This window comes from Capnocytophaga sp. ARDL2 (assembly GCF_041530365.1).
In the GTDB taxonomy this organism is placed as follows: Bacteria; Bacteroidota; Bacteroidia; order Flavobacteriales; family Flavobacteriaceae; genus Flavobacterium.
The window spans coordinates 786,573-809,323 of record NZ_CP168034.1; the positions used below are offsets into that span (position 1 = coordinate 786,573).

Below are 22,751 nucleotides of genomic sequence, written 5' to 3' on the forward strand. Positions count from 1 at the left end.
GGTTTTTGAATACTTTAGTAACAATAGAATCGCTACAAAATACAAACACATAAAGGTTCACAATATATGGACAAAAAATTGATTAGTTTAGGGGAGTTTATCAAACAAAAATCTCTGTATAATACATGCAGTCAAAACGAATTGAACGAACTATTGACTGCTATTCGATTTGCTGCAAAACGAGTTTCTTTGAAAGTAAATCAAGCGGCTTTGACAGGAATAACTGGAGCTTTGGGGAGTGAAAACGTTCAAGGCGAAGAGCAACAAAAATTGGATGTAATCGCTGATGAAATTTTTATTAATACCTTGATCAATAGAGATGTAATCTGTGGTATAGCATCGGAAGAAAACGAAGATTTTATCAATATTCCAGGGTTACATAACGATAATTCCAATAAATATGTCATTATGATAGACCCTTTGGATGGATCGTCAAATATAGATGTAAATGTTTCGGTTGGAACGATTTTTTCTATTTACAAACGTGTTTCGCCTGTAGGAAGTCCAGTTACGATAGATGATTTTTTGCAAGAAGGAAATAAACAAGTAGTAGCAGGATATGTGATTTATGGAACTTCAACGATGTTGGTTTATACCACTGGAGAAGGTGTAAATGGTTTTACATTAGACTCAAGCTTGGGTACGTTCTTTTTGTCGCATCCCAATATGAAAATTGATGTAGATGGTAAAATCTATTCCGTAAACGAAGGAAACTATTCTGAATTTTCTAAAGGAGTCCAAGAATATATAGATCTTTGCAAGGATACTCTAAATAAAACAGCATATAGTGCAAGATATATAGGTAGTTTGGTAGCAGATGTACATCGTAATATTTTGAAAGGTGGTATCTACATGTATCCCGAAACACAATCAAAACCAAATGGAAAATTGAGATTGTTGTACGAATGCAATCCATTTGCCATGATTATTGAGCAAGCAGGAGGTAGTGCAACTGATGGTACACGAAGAATTATGGACATCAAACCCTCAGAATTGCATCAGCGAGTACCTTTTTATGCAGGTTCAAAAAATATGGTTGAGAAATTAAAGAATTTAAAAAATGAATAGATTATGAGAAAATTAAATCAATTACATTGGATGTTTTTTGCTTTAGCGTTTATTGCATTGTTTTCTGCTTGTACTAAGGAGGAAGTGATTATCAAACCCAAAGTAGAAATCATAAGTCCCACTCCTAATACGGTGTTTTATTATGGAGAAAAAGTAAAAATGAAGTTGTCTTTTGATGATACAGACGGTATTCAGGCTTATAGCTATGGGTTGATTCCTCAAAATTTGAATGGAACTAACTATGATTTTGAGAAAAAAATGTCATTAGGTGCTTTTGTAACCTATTTTGAAATCGAACATGAAATCGAATTGCCAAAAAAATATTCAGCTACTCAAAACTATGATGATGGCGAATATGTGTTGAGAATTATGGCAGAAGATTACAAAGCAAATCTCACAGTAAAAGATGTTTTGATTGTTATCAAAAATAAAGAAGAAGAATAGAAAAATGAAAAAAATACGGTTGTTCAATTATCGAACAACCGTATTTTTTCAATTATAATGAAAAAAATCAAAAAAATGAGGAAAATACTATAACCGACGGAAAGCCTATCATAAGAATATGTTATCATTATCATGAAAATGGAAAAGAAAAAAATGAGAATGGGATGAAATAAGTGCTGGTTTTTCTTTGACTATTCATTTTGATAAGAAAGGGTGGACAATCAAACAAGAAAACGAAACAACTGTTTATCTTATTGAATATGAAAGAGAAGATGAAAAGGGAAATTGGCAAGAATTTACGGAAATCGAAGATGAAATTTTTATTACAAAACATATAATAAGAAAATTGGAATATTATGAAAAGTAAAATAATAGTAGCAGGATTGTTTGTATGGATTAGTCAATTGGTTGTTGCCCAAACTGATTGGGAAAGATACGATTTGAAAGGAAAAGTACAATCTGTAACAGCTACCACCATCGAATATTCAGGTGGTTGTGAAATGACGATGAAATATTTTATAGATACGGTGGTTTCTGATTTTTCAGAAGATGGAAAATTGATACGAAAAGTTTGGAAGAGAGGAAATCAGATTTTTCAAATTCAGCATTTTTCTTATAAAAAAGGAAGAACCATTTTGACGGTAGAATTTTTTAAAAATGGAGTAAAGTCTGGAACCAAAACCTATAAATACAAACCACAAAAAGAGAAAAAAATATTTAAAAGAAGGGAATTAGAATCGTTTTCTAAAGAACGTTACGATTATAGTATTTTGCAACGTTCGGTTTATCTAAAATTGAAAGAAGACAAACAAGGAAATTGGACTACCAAAACAGACGAGCAATATCCTTTTTGCAAGCGTACCAATACTCGAAAAATAACGTATTATGAATAAACGATTTATTTTACTATTGATTTCGGAATAGGAGAGCCACCAGCTTTTTTGCCTCTGCATTTTAAAATAGATGGAAAAACTGGAGAAGCGGAAGAATATATTGATGAAACGGCGGATTTTACAATAAAAATGGTTAAATTAAAATCGTTTATATCAAAGTAAAAGTTTTTTATAAAATATCTCAGACAAACAATTTTTAGTAATTTTGTAGCTTTACAAAAATTTTGACTCACACCCTATTTGACCTAATTGGAAATATGGAATAATAAAATAGTTGACAATGCACTATAATCACAAAGAAATCGAAGCTAAATGGCAAAAATATTGGGCAGAAAACCAAACTTTTAAAGCCGAAAATAATTCTACAAAAGAGAAATTTTATGTATTAGATATGTTCCCATATCCATCGGGAGCAGGATTGCACGTGGGGCATCCGCTTGGGTACATCACATCGGATATTTTCGCACGATACAAACGTCACAAAGGCTTTAACGTGTTGCATCCGCAAGGGTACGATTCGTTCGGATTACCTGCCGAGCAATACGCCATACAAACAGGACAACATCCTGAAAAAACTACTCGTGAAAATATCGCTCGTTATCGCGAACAACTCGACAAAATCGGTTTTTCGTTCGATTGGAGTAGAGAAGTACGCACTTCCAACCCAGATTATTACAAATGGACACAATGGATTTTTATTCAATTGTTCAACTCTTGGTACAATCAAGAAACAGACAAAGCCGAAGATATTACAACCTTAGTAAAACATTTTGAAAAAGAAGGAAATACCAACGTTAAAGCAGTATGCGATGAAAAAACACCATCGTTTACAGCAACAGAATGGAATGCTTTTTCAGATGTGGAGAAGCAACAAATCTTATTGAATTATCGTTTGACATTTCTTGCAGAAACCGAAGTAAATTGGTGTCCTGCTTTGGGAACGGTGTTGGCAAACGATGAGATTGTCAATGGTGTTTCGGAGCGTGGAGGACATCCTGTTGTGCGTAAGAAAATGACACAATGGAGTATGCGTATCACAGCGTACGCTGATAGATTATTGAAAGGATTGGACACTATTGATTGGAGTGACTCTGTCAAAGAAAGTCAACGCAATTGGATAGGAAAATCAAAGGGAGCGAAAATTATTTTCCCCCTAGCCCCCGAAGGGGGAACAAATGCAGAGGCGGATAAATCGTCCAAGCAAGGGTATATGACAGGAGGGAATAATGCTCATCTTTTGGTTGAAAAAGCAAAAGATTTACGAAATAATATGACCCAAGCCGAAACTATTCTTTGGGAGGAGTTAAAATCTAAGAAATTAGATGATAAATTTAGAAGACAGCACGTTATTGGGGATTATATCGTTGATTTTGTATGCCTTGCCAAAAGGTTGATTGTAGAAGTCGATGGAGGATATCACAATGCTGAAAATCAACAGATTTTAGATAAAGAACGAACAGATTTTCTAAATGAATTCGGTTTTGAGGTTATTCGATTTACAAATGAAGAAGTTATTGCTGATTTAGAGAATGTTCTTCAAAAAATACAAGAAAAATTAGCTTCAAAAGTTGATGTCCGAGAAGAAATTAGTGTGAGTGCATCGGTTTGTCCCCCTTCGGAGGAACGGGGGATTGAGGTATTTACAACAAGACCAGACACCATTTTCGGTGTAACTTATCTCACTTTGGCTCCTGAACACGAATTGGTTTTACAAATCACAACCGAAGCACAAAAACAAGCCGTTTTGGATTATATCGAGGAGACATCTAAGCGTTCGGAAAGAGATAGAATGGCGGATACCAAAACCATTTCAGGTGTATTTACAGGGGCGTACGCCGAGCATCCGATTACCAAACAACCCATTCCGATTTGGATAGGCGATTATGTGTTGGCAGGTTACGGCACAGGGGCTGTAATGGCAGTTCCTGCGGGTGATGAACGTGATTATGCCTTTGCAAAACATTTTGTAGGTGTAGAAGGGATGCCTGAAATTATCAACATTTTTGATAAAGATATTTCAGAAAACGCATATACTGAAAAAGGCGGATTTGCTTTACAAAATTCAGATTTTCTCAACGGAATGGATTATAAAGAAGCTACCGAAAAAATTCTTTCCGAATTGGAAAAATTGGGCGTTGGAGAGGCAAAAATCAACTATCGTTTGCGTGATGCGGTGTTTTCGCGTCAAAGATATTGGGGAGAGCCATTTCCAATTTATTATGTAAACGGACTACCTCAAACCGTTGATACGCAATATTTACCAATCGAATTGCCAGAAGTAGAAAAATACCTCCCAACCCAAGACGGACAACCACCTTTGGGGAACGCCAAAGAATGGTATTGGGATACTAAAACAAATCGTGTTTGTTCCCCTCCTTCGGAGGGGCAAGGGGAGGCTGTTTATCCTCTTGAACTCAACACAATGCCAGGTTGGGCGGGGTCGTCTTGGTATTGGCTTCGCTATATGGACGCACACAACGAAAAGGAATTTGCCTCACAAGATAGCCTAAATTATTGGCAGAATGTAGATTTGTATATCGGTGGTAGCGAACACGCCACAGGGCATTTATTATATTCAAGATTTTGGAATAAATTCCTGAAAGATAGAGGTTTTATACAATCCGAAGAGCCTTTCCAAAAAATGATAAATCAAGGAATGATTTTAGGGACGAGTGCCTTTGTGTACCGATTGGAAGGTACAAATACTTTCGTTTCCAAAGGACAAATTGGCGACAAAAAAGTACAAGCCATTCACGCCGATGTTTCACTTGTAAATGCTTCATCGGAATTGGATATTGAAGGGTTTAAACAATGGCGACCTGATTTTGCCGATGCGGAATTTATTTTGGAGAATGGAATCCCCCTAGCCCCCGAAGGGGGAACTAAGGGCGTAAATGCTACAAATAGTTTGCCATCAACAGGCTCAAAAGCTCCCTCTCCTTCGGAGAGGGCGGGGGGAGAGGCTTATATCGTCGGACACGAAGTAGAAAAAATGTCAAAATCCAAATATAATGTCGTAAATCCTGATGATATTTGTGAGCAATACGGAGCGGATACGTTGCGTTTGTATGAGATGTTTTTAGGTCCGTTGGAACAAGCAAAACCTTGGAATACAGCAGGGATTACAGGTGTTTCGGGCTTCTTGAAGAAGTTTTATAACTTGTATTTCGATGGCGATGCGGTTTCCATTTCTGATGAAGAACCGACCAAAGAAGAATACAAAATCTTGCATACGCTCATCAAAAAAGTGGAATACGACATTGAGAATTTCTCGTTCAACACGTCGATATCAGCATTTATGATTGCGGTAAACGAATTGCAAAAAATCAAATGCAACAAACGAGCGATTTTAGAACCAATGGCAGTACTGATTTCGCCGTACGCACCGCACATTGCCGAAGAACTTTGGGAAGTTTTAGGTCATAATGAAAGCATTAGCCGAGTGCCGTTCCCAACCTTTGAGGAAAAATATTTGGTGGAAAGCACGAAAGAATATCCGGTGTCGTTCAACGGAAAAGTGCGTTTCAAAATCGAATTGCCTTTGGATATGCCCAACGAAGAAGTGGAAAAAATCATCTTGGCAGACGAACGCACCCAAGCCCAACTCGGTGGCAACCCTCCGAAAAAAATCATCGTGGTAAAAGGGAAAATCGTGAATGTGGTGGTGTAGGCACGAGGCAAAGAGGAGTTTAAACTATCTATATATTAGAAACTTTATTATTTTTGAGAAAATTTTTTCATTATGTCAGAAGAGTTAAACCAAAGAGATTTAATCCATAACCCTGAAAAAATAGGGGATTTTGACTTCCGAAATATTGGAAGCACTACGCTTATGCAGTTGAAGAACGCAGGGATTATCTCTGCAAAAAACTACAAAGATTTTGAAAAAAGGAAGCCCGATGCTATTATTTCTATTTCTAATGTGGTGAAATCCAGAATAAAAACTACTATTGGAATTGTTGAGCATAAAGATATTTCAAAATTTAAAACTCAAAAGCAAAAGAATTCTGCTATTCAACAAGGTTTGGAAGTTGCTGAAGTTTTAGAGGCAAAAATCTTAATAGTTACTGATACGAAAGAAACGATTTGGATTAATGCCTTGAATGGAGAGGAAATTACAGACGAAAAAGGGCGAATTGTAAAAGAAAATTTTGATAAAAACAATGCTGATTTAGCGATACTTATCGAAAAAATTTATGATAGTTTGGATAAAGAAAACTCACAAATTAGAGAACCTCGATTAAAAGACCCTACTCGATTGGCAAAAAGTATTTGGCAAGACCTTTGGATGGCGGCTGGGGCTACGCCTGAAAATTGTTTGTATTCGTTTGTAGAATTGTTTATTTTCAAGTATTTGAGTGATTTAGGAATATTAAAAAATCATTTGAGTTATGCCAATTTAATGCAAATCTACAATGAATCGAGTGATGCAGAGGAGACACTTAGTTATTACGCAGGAACTATTCGAAAGGAAATAAAAAAACTTTTCAAACCTTCTAAAAAAGATAATACTACAATTATCAATGGGACTATTTTTGTGAGTAAAGATGAGGAAGCTGTTAAAGGTTATGGAACAGTTTTTATAAAAATTTTAAAAAAATTTGGAGATGAAAAAGAAGGGGGTGGAGAGCTTAAAAATATTGACAGAGACTTTAAAAGTAAGCTCTTTGAAACTTTTCTAAAAGAGAGTATTAGTAAGAAAAATTGGGGACAATATTTTACACCTCTTAGGGTGGTCCGTGCCATTGCCAAGATGGCTCAAAATGAAATTAAACCAAATATAACGCTCTGTGATCCAGCCTGTGGTGTGGGGAAATTTTTGTTAGAACCGCTTTTGGTGGATAATGATTTAGATGATTTTTTTGTTGTCAAAAACGGAAAATTAGAAAGCAAAATAAAACTCATAGGAATAGATAAAGGCTTTGATAAGGAAGAGCAAAAAACTATTATTTTGGCAAAAGCTAATATGCTTATTTATCTTTCTGATCTTATCCGAAAAAATGGAGGCATTACTGAACAATTTTCAGAATTATTCAATGAAACTTTTGAGCTAAAAACCAAAAATATTTTGGGAACTTTGCGTGATGTTCAGTATGAAAACAAAATCGACTTGATATTGACCAATCCTCCGTATGTAACCACAGGGAGCAGTAATTTAAAAGACGAAATTAGCAAAGTTGATGAACTCAAAAAATTCTATACCGTTAATGGAATTGGCGTTGAAGGACTTTTTATGGAATGGATTATTCGTTCGTTAAAACCTGATGGAAAGGCTTTTGTAGTAGTTCCTGACGGAATTTTTAACAGGCAAGGCGACAAAAACCTACGCCAATTTATCTTGGACGAATGTATTATTGACGGAATTATTTCTTTACCATTAAAAACATTCTTTACGACTCCGAAAAAGACCTACATTTTTGCCATTACTAAAAAAATGAATAAGACGGAGAGACAGACTACCCCTGTTTTTACTTATTTGGTGAGTGAGATAGGTGAAAGTAGAGATACTTATCGTTTTGAAATAGAACAAGATGATTTGAAAAATGCTGTTGATTATTACAATTTGTTTAAAGGAAATAAATTAGGGTTTGCAAAAATCAACAATGATAAGCGTTGTAAAATTCAGCCAATAGAGGAATTTAAGCCTGAAAATTATTGGAGTATAGATAGATGGTGGACTAAGGAAGAGCAGATTGAATTAGGAATTGTAGAGGAAGGTAAAATCTTTAAAATAGAGGAATTTGCTGAGCTTGTAAGTGATATTTCTGAAACAATGAAAGATTATTCTGGTCTATTAAGAGAAGTATCTCAAAAAAAAAAAATAGTCAATAATTTTAGGGAAATTGCCTTATCTAATGAAAGATATTTTAGCTTATTTATAGGAAAAAGATTATTAAAGAAGGATCTGATTAAGATTTCTGGGAATATTCCTATTTATAGTGCTAATGTTAAAACTCCTATCTCTTATCATACAGAGAGTAATATTTCTGATTTTGCTAATAATTTTGTACTATGGGGGATAGATGGAGATTTTGAATTTAATTTTATTCCTAAAAATACCCCTTTTGTATCTACTGATCACTGTGGGGCAATTAGAATTTTAGAGGATAGTATATTGCCTGAATATTTGATGATTCAGCTTGATAAGGTCAAGCATAAATACGGTTTTGACAGAGGATTACGTTCTTCATTAAAGAATATGAAAACCGTATCGATAGAAATTCCATTTGATGAAAAGGATAATATAGATATAGAAAAACAGAGAGAAATAATAGAAAAGTATGAATATATAGCATCATTAAAATCCAAAATAACAGAATATCAAAAACAAATAGAGGACTTGAATGTAGGGGTTGGAGAAGAGTATCCTACCAAACTAAAAACAATTAATGAAATATTTGACTTAAAAGTAAAGACAAATACGAGTAAATTTACAAAGGCGTTTATAGAGGAAAATAAAGGAGACATTCCTGTATATTCAGCATCGAAAGATTTTGAAAGTGTTGATTATGGATATGTGAAAGATAATTTGCAAGGTATAAAATATTTTGAAAATTGTTTGACTTGGAATATAGATGGTTCTATTGGAAAAGCTCATTTCAGAGAAGGGAGATTCTCTTTATCAGAGAAAGTAATTCCCTTAATTTTGAAAGAAGAAGTAAAAGATTATTTGGATATTTTCTTTTTGAAGTACGCTATTGAAAGTGAATTTTCTAAGCATTCTTTTGGATATACGAATAAAGCAGGTAAAAGTAAAATACAACATATTAAAATCTCTATTCCAATCAATTCAAAAGGAGAATTTGATTTAGAAAAACAAAAAGAAATCGCTGAGAAGCACAGAAAAATGGAAAATATAAAGAGAAGTATTTCAGAAGAGTTAGAAAAAATATCAGGTGTAGAAATGGATTATGAGTAACTTATAAACCGCACCCAAGCCCAACTTGGTGGCAACCCTCCGAAGAAAATCATCGTGGTGAAAGGGAAGATTGTGAATGTGGTGGTGTAAAATAAAAAATAAATTATGAGTGGAGAAATTTCTAAATTAATAGGAGAAAGAGGAGAAGCAATAGCAAAATATATATTCGAAGAAATTTTTGGCTATGAGAACAATCTGTCAGGAAATGAAATAATGTGTCTTAATGGTGAAGAACATAAAAGAAGTGCTGCTAAAAAAGAAAGAACAACACACGGAATAGATGGCTTGATTGGCAATATAAGTCAGTTGTCAAATCGAGTTTTGGATATAGGTTACATATCTGTTAAAAAAACAGAAAAGATAGGGTATAACAAGACTGATCTTAGAAAACATATATCTGACATCTCTCAAGGATTAGAATGCTTTAATAAAAGTAAAGTGTTATCTGATTTTAAAAGAAGATATTCCAACATAAGAAGTTCTGAAGTTCTTGGGATTTTGGTTTGGATTTCAGATAAAGATGACATTTATGATTCTATCCAAAATTACATAAAAGATATAAGCATTACCTCCTCCTTAACTAACACTATTATCATTTTAGATAATAGAAGATTATCTTTTTTTATAGAAACTGTTTTACAAGATAAAAAAATATATAAGAAGGAAAAAGTTAAATTTGTATATCATAATTCAGGGTTAAATCCATCAATTCAATCATACTATGGAGAAAAATTACCTTTTTTCTATCTTTATTCAAATATCATAGCAGTAAGAATTGAAGATAATGACAATGTATTTTTAAAAATTTATTATTCTGAGGAATTTCAAGAAAATGTTTTTCGAGGAATGATGGATTTAGCAATAGACTATGATAAATTGGACTCTTTAGACAAGATAATCTTTTCGTTTCGTAATTATCAAAAATCTAAACACGAAAGAATGATAGATGAGATTTTGATAGAATACAATTCTTATATAAAAACGAGTAAAATAGAAATTTTAGGGCATATTCAAACATTGAAGAATTTATGATAAAGAAAGTTCCACAAGGTGATTTATTAAGGCAATACCTATTGAAAAGTTCTATAAATCAAAATCTTTTATTTACATTATTAAAAAATAGAGGGGTTTTACTGAAATCTAAGAAAAAAGAAACTACATTGCCGTATTTTTTAAAAACAATAGTTGATGCTGAGATTTTTGATGAAATCCAAATGAAAGATTCTATTAAAGAAAAGCGACCAAAATTTACAAATGCATCAATTAAACTTAAAGAAAATTTTGAAGTAGAAAGATTAACAGATTTAAAATTGAATTTACATTCAGATTTAATTGAAAATAAAGAGTTTAGATTAAATTATAGCTTTAAAAATGAACCTCAATTTTATGTTGATTTCGGAGAAGACAAACAGAAAAAAGTTTCATTAGACATTGAAATAACGATAGAAAATCCATTAGAAAATTTTGGTTCGACACAGGTGGATAGAACTGCTAAAATTGATATTGTACAAGAAGGAAATTCATTAATTATTAATAAAAATTATACGTCTCCTGAAACAAAAGAAATTATTGATTTTGTTGTAGGAAAGATTAGAACACATTTAAAACAAGAGGATTATATCAATAAAGAAGACGATTTTATTTCAATAAGATTTAATGATTTTGATAATAAAACGAGAGTTGAGTTTTTAAAATCGTTTAAATTTTTGAATGAAAAAATAAAATACAAATCTATTATAGATGCAGATATAGAGTGTAAGGAAAAGTATGATAACATCGACAAATTATTAGAAAGTATTTCTAATATGAAAATAAAAGGTAATTTAGAGAAACATCCTTTTTTAACTGATGAAGAGTATTATTCGAAAATAATTCTTTATTGCATAAAGATTGAATATGAATTCGATTTAGGTTTAGAAAAAGGAGAGTTTATTTTGGAATTATCTTTTCCTGAATTTGATTCTGAATCAGAAGAAGAGAATTATTCTAATCCTATCTTTCAATTTTCAATTAATGTAACTAATTGCAATAATAAAGACAATATTAATAGGATAACCAATAAATTAGCTTTGCTTGTTGAAAAATATAAAAATGAAGTTTATAATAGTATCATAGTATCCAACAGAAAAGACTGAGAAGATACGTTGCAATCAAGTAAAAAATATTATCAAAAATAATTTTATTAAAACCATTTCCCTATATTTGTGGCTGTTATGATTTCATAAATCATAAAGCGTAAGTAAAAGTATAGAATTATGAAAGCATAAAAACTCCAACGGAAATATGGGCGACCAATTATGAATGCATAATTAACTAAAAACAGAAGAAAACAATCCATTATGAATGCATAAATGTTTGGAAAGGGAACAAAGCAAGTATTTATGCAAACATATACCATAAAAAGTACAATCACTTAATTTTACCAATTATGAAAAATTTACATTTCAACTCCAGAGTTACCGAAGTAGGCGATGTAGCCAATCGATTGGCAGACCTTTACAAAGGTACTGCTACCTTGCAAGACGATGCTTTTTTGAAAACCTTTTTTAAAGAATTAAAAACCCAAGGCGATGCCATCACCGAAGCCGTAAAGCGCGACAAAGCCGTATCACAGCTCGAAGATGCCGATGCCCAAAGAGACGAAGCCATTCGCGTGTTGGACAAGCTCCTAAAAGGCTATGAACACATCCCTGTGCAAGAGCTCAACGCTCACGGCAAAAAACTCTCTGCCATCTTTAAGAAATACGGCGTGAAAATCACCGAGGAAAATTATTCCAGTCAGTCTAACCTTGTAGATTCGTTGCTCAAAGACTTGTCGGCGGCGGAGGTGCAAGATGCTATTACGGCACTTTTGGGCGTTAGCGAGGCAATAGCAGGGATTCGTACAGCACAAAACAATTTTAACAAAGTGCGTAGCCAGTACGAAAAGGATTTTGCACAGCAACAAAGCAAAGCCTCTGCCAGTAGCCTAAGAAAACCGCTTTTGCAACTTATCAACAAAAAACTGATTCCGTATTTGGTAGCAATGATGCTCGTTGATGAAGCAAAATACACCGCTTTTGTGAGTGAAACATCCAAAATCATCGACGATATGAACGAGGTGGTCAAAGCCCGAGGCAAGAAAAAATAATTGTATATAATCAAATGTTCATTTGACCCTTTTTTTTGTTTTGATAGAGGTAGAAAAATTGTAAACCACATAGAAATATAGAGTAAAATCTATGTATCTATGTGGTTTAACTATAAATAGTACCCAAAATAATATTTAACGTGTTTAACTTTTTCCGCTCATAATTTTCTTCTTTACATCATAATTTTGCAAGTACAGCTTTTCCGTTGTAAATTTGTCGAGGTTGAAAAGATAAGCACTTTGTCAAAGTTCGAAACCTTGACAAAGTATAAAAAATATGATAGTGAAATGAAACTAAAACAATTTCAATACGAAACGCAATCTTATCAGGAAGATTGTATCCGTAATATTGTGCAGATTTTTGAAAATTTGCACGAGCAAGATTCTTTTGAAAAAACACTTACCGAACACAAAAACAAAAATCAATACTCTTTTTCTGTACAAAATGCCAAAAACATCGATATACTGATGGAAACAGGTACAGGAAAAACCTTTACTTTCATCAAAACGATTTTTGAACTGAATCGAAATTTTGGTTACCAAAAATTCATTATTCTCATTCCCACGGTGCCCATTCGCGAGGGAACGAAAACCAATTTGGAAGATACCAAAGCCTATTTCAAAGGGTTGTATGCCAATGAAAAGGAAAAAGAAATAGAAGTGTTTACTTACGAGGGCGGAAACATTTCGGCGGTCAATAATTTTATTCATTCACAACATTTGTCGGTGTTGATAATGACGCCAAGTTCCTTTTCGAGCAAGGATAATATTTTGAACAGACCTTTGGAACGCGAAATCAATAATTTATTCACTTACCAAAATCCAATCCAAACGCCCAAAACCTATTTGGAGTGTCTCAAACAGCTCAATCCGATTGTGATAATGGACGAACCCCACCGATTTGACGGCGATGCATTTAAAAAGTATTTCGAAGGGTTTAATAATTATTACTTGCGTTTTGGGGCGACTTTTCCACGAAAAAAAGACAGCGTACAGCTCTCCAATGTGGCGTATATGTTGGATAGTATTTCGTCTTTTCGCCAAAATTTGGTAAAGAAAATCGTGGTCTATACCCAAGATATTGTAGAGCGTATAGATACACTTGTGGGGATTGAAAAAAAAGGTTCCAAAAACATCGCTTTGATTGACACACTTAGCAATGGAACCATTGTGCGAAGAGAAGTAGGCGTGGGCGGAACATTTAATGAGGTAACTATCAAGAAAATCAACAAAGACAATATCGTATTGGAAAATGATACTATTGAAAAAGTAGATTATTCCCTTACAGATGAGTCGCTCCGTGCGATGATTTCAAAAACTATTGAGATTCATTTTCAGAAAGAACAGATGCTTTTTGAGCAGGGTATCAAAGCCCTGTCCTTGTTTTTTATCGAAAGTGATACCCGCTTGTTTCGTGGCGATAATCCGAAAATTAAAATCATTTTTGAAGAAGAATTTAAAAAGAAATATGACGAGGTTATCGCTACCCTTGATGCCAATTCAGCCTACTATCACTATCTGAAAAACAGCTTTGATACGGACGGAAATTTGCAAGTGCATAAAGGGTATTTTTCGGGCGACAAAGGAAATACCGACCAAAAAGTAAAAGCAGGGGTAGATGAAATCTTGCGAGACAAGAAAAAACTTTTGTCCTTTGAGAGCCCTACGCGTTTTATTTTCTCCATTTGGGCGTTACAAGAGGGGTGGGACAATCCCAATGTATTTACCATTTGCAAACTCTCTAACCAAGGAAGCGAAATCTCTAAACTGCAACAGATAGGACGTGGGTTGCGTATCTGTGTGAACCAAAATCTGCAACGAAAAACTTTTAAAAATCTCAATAACAATCAAGAGGAATTTTGGAAAATCAACAATTTAGATGTTGTCGTATCGAGCAAAGAACAAGGATTTGTAGAAGGTATTCAAAAAGAAATTTTAAGTAATTCGTTTCTTGTTTCTGAAAATTTTACCGAAAAAGAAATCATTCATATTTTAAAAGAAAAAACCACTTTTGATGATGATACTATTGATTTTTTGATCAATGATGTTTTGCGAGGCGAAAAATTGATTGTGCGTAAAGCGATTATTGATGGAGAACGCATCTTCGAAAAAGCCGATAATTTTGTTACGCTACTCAAAGAGCAAAATCTTCCTGCCGAGCAAGAAAAAGCCCTGTTACATGTGTTTGTCTCACCTAAGGAGCTGAATACTTTTATAGATAATGGCAACAATAAATCAGGAGATAAGAAAAAAATATTCATCAAGCAAAACCATTTGCAGGAGTTCAAAACCCTTTGGAATACCATCAGCCAAAATGCCTTTTATGTATTGGATACATTGGACGAAAAAAGACAACAGCAACTCATTGAAAATATCAAGACCGATATAGAAAATTTGCAAATCCATCAAGTCTTGTTACAAACCAAAAGAGAAATTCTCAATGTAGATAAAATAGACCGAAAAGATGCCATTACTACCGAAATAGTGGGAGTGCAACAGCGTAAAAATCAAGTGGATATTTTGAGAATGGTACAATGGATAGCCAATAAAACCAAAACGCCACTTGCCTTTGTAGTACAGATTTTTAATGCGTTGAACGAGGTGTTTAAAACCCAAACCATAGCCAATAATCCTGCACAAGTGCAAAAGGAAATCGTAAAAATCATAGAAGACAATCTCATCAATACTATAAAAGCCCATATCCGATACGACGGCATCAGCGGGAAAGCCCTTGCCAATGTATTTCAAACGGAAAATGACAAAACCTATCTCAAAGAAGGGAGTGTAGGCAAATTCCAAAAGGATATTGATACAGATTTTGCCCTCAAAGAAAAATGGATTTTTGAGGAAGTCATCGAGTACGATAGCGATTTTGAATTGGAAGTGATAGAAAAAGACCCCAATATTTCGGAAATAGCCATTTTTGGGAAGTTGCCAAAACTCAAAATCAAAACTCCTTTGGGCGAGTACAACCCTGATTTTTGCTACGCCATTAAAGGCGAACAAGGCAATAAAGTGTTTTTGGTGGTAGAAGCAAAAGGCTATGAAACCTCTGGCGATATTTCTAAAAAGGAAAAAGCTAAAATCGATTTTGCTAAAAAATATTTTGAGAAACTCAATGAATATTACAAAAAACAAAATATAAAAATCTCCTTTAAAGAACGAATAAAAGGACAGCAATTATCGGCGTTAGTAAAAGGGTAAGTTTTGGCACTTTGTCAAAGTCTGAAAAATAGTAAAAAGAAAATGGAAAATCAAAATAAACAAATCATCATCTACCAAACCACCGAAGATAACCAACTGAAAGTCCGTTTGGAAGACGAGAATATTTGGCTCACACAACAACAATTAGTAGAGCTTTACCAAACAAGTAAATCGAATGTAAGTGAGCATATTAGCCATATCTTTGAGGAGGGAGAATTGCAGGAAAATTCAGTTGTTCGGAAATTCCGAACAACTGCCACCGATGGCAAAACCTACAATGTAACACATTACAACCTTGATATGATTATCTCCTTGGGTTATCGCATCAAATCGCACATTGCTACCAAATTCCGTATTTGGGCTACAGAGCGTCTCAAAGAATACATCGTAAAAGGCTTTACCCTCAATGACGAACGCCTGAAAAACCTCGGCGGTGGCAACCATTGGAAAGAACTTTTAGATAGAATCCGCGATATTCGTTCGTCCGAAAAAGTAATGTATCGGCAAGTACTGGACTTGTACGCCACTGCTACCGATTACGACCCCAAGAGCAAAGTGAGTCAAGATTTTTTCAAAATCGTGCAGAACAAACTCCACTACGCTGCACACGGCAATACGGCAAGCGAGGTGATTTATTATCGTGTAGATAGCGACAAACCCTTTGCTGGGCTAACGAATTTCAAAGGCTCACAACCCACACAAGCCGAAGCAATGATTGCTAAAAATTACCTCAAAGAGCAAGAACTCAAAGTACTCAACAATTTGGTAGCGGCGTATTTTGATTTGGCAGAGCTCAACGCCATCGAAGAGCGAGAAATGAAAATGGCAGATTATGCACGAGAGCTAGACAATATCCTCTCCTCCACAGGGCGAAAAGTACTGACCGATGCAGGAAAAATCTCCACCGAAAAAGCCAAAGAAAAAGCCCTCACCGAATACCGAAAATACAACGCCAAAACCTTATCAAGCGTAGAGGAAAGCTATCTAGAAACCCTCCATCAATTGGAAAAACAAGCCAAAAAAGAAAGCAGGAAGAAATGAACGACAAACAAACATAAACCAATACCCCTTTGAAAATGGAAAAGAATAAAATTATACAATACAAATCATTATTTGATGAAGTTGTACATTTCATTGAAAATGAAGTCAAAGAAAAAATAGAAGTGTGGTATGCTCGTGAGCTACAATCGGTGTTAGGATATGCACGATGGGAAAATTTTTTGGTTGCTATACACAGAGCAATAGACTCGTGCAAAACACAGAATATCAATGTGGATGACCATTTTCGTGACCTCACGAAAATGGTCTCTTTGGGAAGTGGCTCACAGAAGAATAATCATTTTTGTTCAAAACAAAAAACAAATCAAAATGAACGATAAACAAGCATTCATAAACCAAGGATTTTCTGTACTGAACACAGAAAATCAAGAAAACAAATTGAAACAATTCTTAAAAGAAAATTATCCGTCTGTGCTAAAAGACGGCGGACTAAACCTTGCCGAGCTCAAAAACGTTTTAGGCTTACCCATTGATGAAAAAGTAAATGGCTATGGGCTGAACTTTGTAGGGCGTGGCGTGGCTCGTGCCAAATACGCACAAGAAACCCAAAAAGAATTATTGCTGAACCGAACACTAAGCAAGAACATCGACACCACCCAAAATATGGTACTCAAAGGCGATAATCTCGACAGCCTAAAACTGCTAAAACCCCATTACAGCGGAAAGATAAAATGTATCTACATAGACCCACCCTACAACACCAGTAGCGATGAGTTTGTTTATCCCGATAAGTTTGACCGCCACGAAGCCCAAGTATTGGGTGTAGCCGACAGCCTCTCCGATGAGGATTTTGACCGAATGGAATTTTCCTTTAAAACCAAAAAAAGCCACAACGGATGGCTCACCTTTATGTACCCACGCCTTTTGTTGGCAAGAGATTTATTGGCAAAAGACGGCGTAATCTTTATCTCCATTGACGACAACGAACAAGCCAACCTCAAAATCCTTTGCGATGAAATCTTTGGGGAAGAGAATTTTATTGAACTTTTTTCTTGGGTTAAAACTGAAACACCCGCAAATTTATCATTAAAAACTAAAAAAGCTGTTGAATATATTCTTTGTTATCAAAAAAATAAAGATAATACCAAATTTAAGGGATTACAGAAAGATAGCAAGAGTAGTAATGGTCTTATGAATCAAACAAATAGTGTAAAAGAACTTATTTTTCCAGCAAATATTATAGATACTTCTTTAAAAGATGGTGTATATGAAAAAGGTGAATATGGAACAAAAAATTATAAGATAGAGTTATTAAAAGATGTTGAAGTTAGAAAAGGTTTTTTTATAACTCCAATTCATTTAGTAGGGAAGTTTAAATGGTCTCAACAAAATCTTAATAAAGAAATAGATTTAGGAACTAAAATATCAATAAAAACAATTGCTTTTTCTCCATCTTATGAAAGATTAGAATATGAACCTGAAACTCCTTGGAATTTAATAAATCCTGATTTTGGTGTTGCAACTAATGAAACTGCATCTATCCAACTGGAAGAGTTATTACAAGGTAAATATTTTGATTATTCAAAACCTATTTCTTTAATAAAGTACTTGATTGATTTTATTACCAAAGACAACGACATTATTTTAGACTTTTTCGCAGGTTCGGGAACCACAGGACACGCCGTAATGGCACTCAACGCCGAAGACGGGGGCAACCGCAAATTTATCCTTTGCCAAATCGATGAGCCTATCGCCGAGGGCAAACCCGCCTATCAGTTTTGTAAAGACAATGGTTTACCGCCCGTAATATCCAGCATCACCATCGAGCGTTTGAGGAGAGTATCCTCCCTAAATCCCTCCGAAGGAGGGACTTCCAATAAAGGAAAAGCTCCCTCTCTTTCGGAGAGGGCGGGGGGAGAGGAATTTGGGGAGGATACGGACTACGGCTTTAAAGTCTTTGACCACACCGACGCCCCACAACTCACCCAAGACGAAAACGGACAAATCCAGTTCCCTACCTTGCACCAAGATGCTTTGTCGCGTATCTATACGATGATTTTCAAAGTTGGTTTAGATGAGCCAAGCGAGGCTCCGCAAGAGGTTATAGAGAATTGTATCTACAAAATCGGCAACCATTATTACATCACCAATAGTGAGCAAATCACCAAAGATGATTTTGCCACCACTATCAAAGATGCTACCCAAAACAGTGGTAAAATCTTTGTAGATGGCTGGACGGCAAGTCTCAACGCCACGCTACAACATTACAAAGAAGAGGTGCAAATCGTGTTTTAACGTATAAAATGCATACATCCATTGTGATAAATAAGGTAAATCCGAACAATATTTAGCTCCTTTAAATAAATTTTATATGATAATCTTTTATAAAAATGAAATTTTATTCCTTTTAAAGGAACCTTTTTTAAGTTCGAAGCAATATTCAGTAAGGTTTGGAAAAAATCCGGAATTAGAACCTGTGAAATTCAAGTTTATCATTTAACAAAACAGAAGAGGTGAATTTAAAGCTCACCTCTTCATTATAAACACCTAAAATTAATCCTTAAAAATCCTATGTTTAGGTACTTATCCATTCGTTTTTGGACAAGTTTATTAGGCGAAATGTTTTTTGTCCCTTGTTTAGTTGAAAATGACAAATAGTAGATGATTTCTCTAAAAAGACAATCCTAAAGTGTGCGTTTTTTTTTTGATAAAAAAAAACTTTATGTTTTTTTTAAGGAGGTAATTCAGTAGTAAGTTGTATCTTTAGGGAAATTTAAAAAATATAACATTATGAGTAGAACAGGTAATACATTAGTAGCTATTTTAGCAGGAGCAGCTGTAGGAGCAGTTGCGGGTATTTTATTAGCACCAGAAAGAGGTTCTGATACGAGAAAGAAAATTTCAAAAGGGTTTAAAGAAGGAAAAGATGAGGTAGCATGCAAGATTGAGGAGTTGAAAAACCAATTAGTAGGTTTGATTTCTTCTAAAAAAGAAAATATAGAGGATACAATCGAATCTTTTGTAGCTGATTCAGGTGATAAGGCTGATGAAGTAATCAACAAATTGGAAGATAAAATTGCTCGATTGAAAGCAAAAGTTGAAAAACAAGCTTAAGAACAAATTTAAAAGAGAAAAGATGTCTTTGAAGGAGGAAATAAAAAACAATTTTTCAGAAATGCAAGCAGAGACAAGAGCCTTTGTCGATGCAAATATTAAATATTTTCAGTTGCTTGGTTTCAAGATTTCTGCGAAAGCATTTGGTTTGCTATTAAAAATATCGGCTATTACCCTAATGTGTGCTTTGGGGTTGCTTTTTTTGTCTTTTTCATTGGCATTTATGATTGGGCACGAGTTACAAAGCAACACCTTGGGATTTTTAATCGTTGCTGGAGTTTATTTTTTTATGGCATTAATGGTTTATGTTTTGAGAGAAACATTGATAGAGTTGCCTATTCTCAAAAAGCTTTCTGCAATATTTTTTAATAATTAATCATTATGAAAAAAGATTTTAACAATTTTGAAGAGCTTAATAATGAGTTGGAGATTTTAAAGTTGGAGAGAGAACTTCAATGGAGAAAGTTGACTCAAACATTTTCTAGTACTACTGAAAAATTGACTCCCAATAATTTTGCAAAAACTGCAGTTAGTAGTGCTCTGAGTGCATTTACACCCTCAGCTGGAAAATCTGTGATTGTTTCTCTCATTCTAAAGTTCATCATTAATAGACTTTTTAAAAGAAAATAGTTAAACGAAACAAAAAACCACGAGTTGAAAATTTCAACTCGTGGTTTTGTTTTTATCCTTTCCTTACAAAATAAAAATCCAATTGTTTCTTTATCAAATCGGTGTTTTTTACTTTCACGACTATTTCATCACCCAACTGTAATTTATTTCCGGTAACTTCGCCTACCATAGCATATTGCTTTTCGTCGAAAATATAATAATCGTCATCTAAATCGCGTACTCTAATCATACCTTCGCATTTATTTTCGATGATTTCTACATAAATACCCCATTCGGTAACGCCTGAAATCACACCCAAAAATTCTTGGTTTTGATGGTCTTGCATAAATTTTACTTGCATGTATTTGATGCTGTCTCGCTCTGCATTTACTGCCAAATTTTCCATTTGTGAGCAATGGCGACATTTGTCTTCAAACACCTCTTCGTTTGCCGACGCTCCACCGTCTAAATAATGTTGCAACAATCGATGAGCCATCACATCGGGATAGCGACGAATAGGCGAAGTAAAATGCGAATAATAATCAAATGCCAATCCGTAATGTCCAATGTTTTCGGTAGAATATTGAGCCTTGCTCATACTGCGAATGGTGAGCGTGTCCACCAAGTTTTGCTCTCGATTGCCTTTTACATCTATCAATAATTGATTGATAGACTGCGTCAGTGATTTTTTGTTTTTGAAATTCAATCCGTAACCAAATTTTGAAATGATTGATTGTAAGTTGAATAATTTATCTTGGTCGGGTTCGTCGTGTACACGATAGACAAAAGTTTTGTTTTGCTTTCCGATAAATTCCGACACTTTTCTATTTGCCAGCAACATAAATTCCTCAATCAAATGATTGGCATCTTTGGCAACTTTGAAATACACACCTATGGGTTCGTCTTGTTCGTTTAAGTGAAATTTTACCTCTGCTTTATCAAAAGAAATAGCACCATTTGCAAATCGTTTGTTTCTCAGTGTTTTTGCTAATTCATCCATCGTTTCCACCGCAAAAACGATGTCTTTTGAAAGCGTATAAGCCCCCTCGCGAATCGACACATCAGCTGGAATTTCTATAGAACCGTCTTTATTGATGATTGATCGGTCTTTGCTGTTTTCGATGATGTATTGAGCTTCTTCGTACGCCATTCGTTCGTCTGAATAAATTACCGTGCGACCAAACCATTTATTGACGATTTCAGCGTTTTTGTTCAATTCAAACACCGCAGAAAAGGTATATTTTTCCTCATGAGGTCGCAAGGAACAGGCAAAGTTTGACAATACTTCGGGCAACATAGGTATTACGCGATCGACTAGATAAATCGAAGTCGCACGATTGTATGCCTCTTGGTCTAAAATTGTACCCTCTTGTACATAATGTGATACGTCTGCTATGTGTACACCGATTTCGTAATTGCCATTTTCCAACACTTGAAACGACAAAGCGTCGTCAAAATCTTTAGCGTCTTTTGGGTCGATGGTAAAGGTAAGTGCCTTTCGCATATCACGGCGTTTGGCAATTTCTTCGGTTGTAATAGAAGTGTCGAGTTTTTGAGCAAAGGTTTCTACCTCGACAGGAAAATCTGTTGGTAAACCATATTCGGATAGAATAGCATGTATTTCTGTGCTGTGATCTCCTGGTTTTCCGAGTACTTTTTTCACTTTAGCATACGGATTGTTGGCACGAGTAGGCCAATCGGTCATTTCTACCAATACCACATCACCGTCTTTGGCACCGTTGATTTTTTCGATAGGCACAAATAAATCTACATACATACGAGGATTGGCACATACTACAAAACCAAAAGTTTTGTGCATTTGCAAAATACCAACAAATTCAGATTTGTTTCGTTCTACGATTTCAACGATTTCAGCCTCTGGGCGTTTGTTTTTGCGTTTGTTGAAAATATAGGCCTTTACTGTATCTCCGTGCAAGGCTTTGCTGAGGTTGTTTTGTGGAATAAATACATCCTCTTCCAAATCTTCGCAAACAAAATATGCCGTTTTTTTGGTGGTCATATCCAGCGTACCGATGTAGTATGATTGTTCTACAATGCTGTATTTACCGTGTTCTTTTTCTATGATTTTTTTCGTGGCACGGAGTTTTTGTAATTCTTTGATAATTTCATTTCTTCCGTGTGTATTATTGACATCAAGTGCAGAAGAAATTTGTTTATAATTGAAAGATTTAGTAGGATTTTTTGATAAGAAAATCAATATTTTTCCAGAGTAATCTTTTTTCTTCTTGTTTAGTCGTTTTTTCATTTTGAAAAGTTTTTATGATGCAAAAGTAAATCAATTTGATTACAATAAATCAATCTCCTAGGTTAATTAATTTTTATAAAATAATTTTTATTTAGATTATTTTTA

At 34.5% G+C, this 22,751-nt stretch carries 17 protein-coding genes; 16 read left to right on the forward strand and 1 reads right to left on the reverse strand.

Annotated features, from left to right (window positions below; translation table 11 throughout):
* Positions 1-66 precede the first annotated feature (66 nt).
* The 16 genes from fbp (at position 67) to AB4865_RS03990 (ending at position 20,401) form a co-directional block, all read left to right on the forward strand.
* Positions 67-1,068: a class 1 fructose-bisphosphatase gene (gene fbp, locus AB4865_RS03915; RefSeq protein ID WP_372474439.1), complete on the forward strand. Its 1,002-nt coding sequence runs from the start codon at positions 67-69 to the stop codon at positions 1,066-1,068.
* A gap of 3 nt (positions 1,069-1,071) precedes the next feature.
* Positions 1,072-1,512, forward strand: coding sequence for a DUF4625 domain-containing protein (locus tag AB4865_RS03920; RefSeq protein ID WP_372474440.1), 441 nt, complete (start codon positions 1,072-1,074; stop codon positions 1,510-1,512).
* A 187-nt stretch (positions 1,513-1,699) separates the two neighbouring features.
* Positions 1,700-1,879 (forward strand): hypothetical protein, encoded by a 180-nt coding sequence (locus tag AB4865_RS03925; RefSeq protein ID WP_372474441.1) that lies wholly within the window; start codon positions 1,700-1,702, stop codon positions 1,877-1,879.
* Positions 1,869-2,405: a hypothetical protein gene (locus tag AB4865_RS03930; RefSeq protein WP_372474442.1), complete on the forward strand. Its 537-nt coding sequence runs from the start codon at positions 1,869-1,871 to the stop codon at positions 2,403-2,405. Before AB4865_RS03925 ends, AB4865_RS03930 begins: the two co-directional genes overlap by 11 nt.
* A gap of 280 nt (positions 2,406-2,685) precedes the next feature.
* Entirely contained in the window at positions 2,686-6,075 is a 3,390-nt protein-coding gene (locus AB4865_RS03935) for a leucine--tRNA ligase (protein WP_372474443.1), read from the forward strand.
* A gap of 255 nt (positions 6,076-6,330) precedes the next feature.
* On the forward strand, positions 6,331-9,324 hold the full coding sequence (locus AB4865_RS03940; RefSeq protein ID WP_372474444.1) for an N-6 DNA methylase: 2,994 nt from the start codon (positions 6,331-6,333) through the stop codon (positions 9,322-9,324).
* 105 nt (positions 9,325-9,429) lie between these two features.
* Positions 9,430-10,356, forward strand: coding sequence for a hypothetical protein (locus tag AB4865_RS03945; protein ID WP_372474445.1), 927 nt, complete (start codon positions 9,430-9,432; stop codon positions 10,354-10,356).
* On the forward strand, positions 10,353-11,459 hold the full coding sequence (locus tag AB4865_RS03950) for a hypothetical protein (protein WP_372474446.1): 1,107 nt from the start codon (positions 10,353-10,355) through the stop codon (positions 11,457-11,459). The genes AB4865_RS03945 and AB4865_RS03950 overlap by 4 nt, the downstream gene beginning before the upstream one ends.
* 293 nt (positions 11,460-11,752) lie before the next feature.
* On the forward strand, positions 11,753-12,454 hold the full coding sequence (locus tag AB4865_RS03955) for a DUF6261 family protein (RefSeq protein ID WP_372474447.1): 702 nt from the start codon (positions 11,753-11,755) through the stop codon (positions 12,452-12,454).
* A gap of 288 nt (positions 12,455-12,742) precedes the next feature.
* On the forward strand, positions 12,743-15,658 hold the full coding sequence (locus tag AB4865_RS03960) for a DEAD/DEAH box helicase family protein (RefSeq protein WP_372474448.1): 2,916 nt from the start codon (positions 12,743-12,745) through the stop codon (positions 15,656-15,658).
* A gap of 42 nt (positions 15,659-15,700) precedes the next feature.
* Entirely contained in the window at positions 15,701-16,699 is a 999-nt protein-coding gene (locus AB4865_RS03965) for a virulence RhuM family protein (RefSeq protein ID WP_042344633.1), read from the forward strand.
* A gap of 35 nt (positions 16,700-16,734) precedes the next feature.
* Positions 16,735-17,037, forward strand: a complete 303-nt coding sequence (locus AB4865_RS03970; protein WP_042344634.1) for a hypothetical protein — start codon at positions 16,735-16,737, stop codon at positions 17,035-17,037.
* Positions 17,027-18,952, forward strand: coding sequence for a site-specific DNA-methyltransferase (locus AB4865_RS03975; protein ID WP_372474449.1), 1,926 nt, complete (start codon positions 17,027-17,029; stop codon positions 18,950-18,952). The genes AB4865_RS03970 and AB4865_RS03975 overlap by 11 nt, the downstream gene beginning before the upstream one ends.
* A gap of 495 nt (positions 18,953-19,447) precedes the next feature.
* The gene (locus AB4865_RS03980; RefSeq protein WP_372474450.1) at positions 19,448-19,771 is read left to right on the forward strand and encodes a YtxH domain-containing protein; all 324 of its coding nucleotides are present in this window, start codon (positions 19,448-19,450) and stop codon (positions 19,769-19,771) included.
* Between the two features lie 22 nt (positions 19,772-19,793).
* Positions 19,794-20,147: a competence protein gene (locus tag AB4865_RS03985; protein WP_372474451.1), complete on the forward strand. Its 354-nt coding sequence runs from the start codon at positions 19,794-19,796 to the stop codon at positions 20,145-20,147.
* A gap of 5 nt (positions 20,148-20,152) precedes the next feature.
* Entirely contained in the window at positions 20,153-20,401 is a 249-nt protein-coding gene (locus AB4865_RS03990) for a DUF6327 family protein (protein WP_372474452.1), read from the forward strand.
* A gap of 52 nt (positions 20,402-20,453) precedes the next feature.
* Here the strand turns inward: AB4865_RS03990 and rnr are convergent, their stop codons facing one another.
* The gene (gene rnr / locus AB4865_RS03995; protein WP_372474453.1) at positions 20,454-22,646 is read right to left on the reverse strand and encodes a ribonuclease R; all 2,193 of its coding nucleotides are present in this window, start codon (positions 22,644-22,646) and stop codon (positions 20,454-20,456) included.
* Between the last annotated feature and the right edge of the window lie 105 nt (positions 22,647-22,751).

What these genes read in the sequence shown, in the direction of transcription:
- AB4865_RS03965 (WP_042344633.1), top strand. Translation starts at nt 15,701, where the DNA reads ATGGAAAATCAAAATAAACAAATCATCATCTACCAAACCACCGAAGAT.
- AB4865_RS03970 (WP_042344634.1), top strand. Translation starts at nt 16,735, where the DNA reads ATGGAAAAGAATAAAATTATACAATACAAATCATTATTTGATGAAGTT.
- AB4865_RS03960 (WP_372474448.1), top strand. Translation starts at nt 12,743, where the DNA reads ATGAAACTAAAACAATTTCAATACGAAACGCAATCTTATCAGGAAGAT.
- AB4865_RS03935 (WP_372474443.1), top strand. Translation starts at nt 2,686, where the DNA reads ATGCACTATAATCACAAAGAAATCGAAGCTAAATGGCAAAAATATTGG.
- AB4865_RS03985 (WP_372474451.1), top strand. Translation starts at nt 19,794, where the DNA reads ATGTCTTTGAAGGAGGAAATAAAAAACAATTTTTCAGAAATGCAAGCA.
- rnr (WP_372474453.1), bottom strand. Translation starts at nt 22,646, where the DNA reads ATGAAAAAACGACTAAACAAGAAGAAAAAAGATTACTCTGGAAAAATA.
- AB4865_RS03955 (WP_372474447.1), top strand. Translation starts at nt 11,753, where the DNA reads ATGAAAAATTTACATTTCAACTCCAGAGTTACCGAAGTAGGCGATGTA.
- AB4865_RS03980 (WP_372474450.1), top strand. Translation starts at nt 19,448, where the DNA reads ATGAGTAGAACAGGTAATACATTAGTAGCTATTTTAGCAGGAGCAGCT.
- fbp (WP_372474439.1), top strand. Translation starts at nt 67, where the DNA reads ATGGACAAAAAATTGATTAGTTTAGGGGAGTTTATCAAACAAAAATCT.
- AB4865_RS03920 (WP_372474440.1), top strand. Translation starts at nt 1,072, where the DNA reads ATGAGAAAATTAAATCAATTACATTGGATGTTTTTTGCTTTAGCGTTT.
- AB4865_RS03990 (WP_372474452.1), top strand. Translation starts at nt 20,153, where the DNA reads ATGAAAAAAGATTTTAACAATTTTGAAGAGCTTAATAATGAGTTGGAG.
- AB4865_RS03945 (WP_372474445.1), top strand. Translation starts at nt 9,430, where the DNA reads ATGAGTGGAGAAATTTCTAAATTAATAGGAGAAAGAGGAGAAGCAATA.
- AB4865_RS03950 (WP_372474446.1), top strand. Translation starts at nt 10,353, where the DNA reads ATGATAAAGAAAGTTCCACAAGGTGATTTATTAAGGCAATACCTATTG.
- AB4865_RS03975 (WP_372474449.1), top strand. Translation starts at nt 17,027, where the DNA reads ATGAACGATAAACAAGCATTCATAAACCAAGGATTTTCTGTACTGAAC.
- AB4865_RS03930 (WP_372474442.1), top strand. Translation starts at nt 1,869, where the DNA reads ATGAAAAGTAAAATAATAGTAGCAGGATTGTTTGTATGGATTAGTCAA.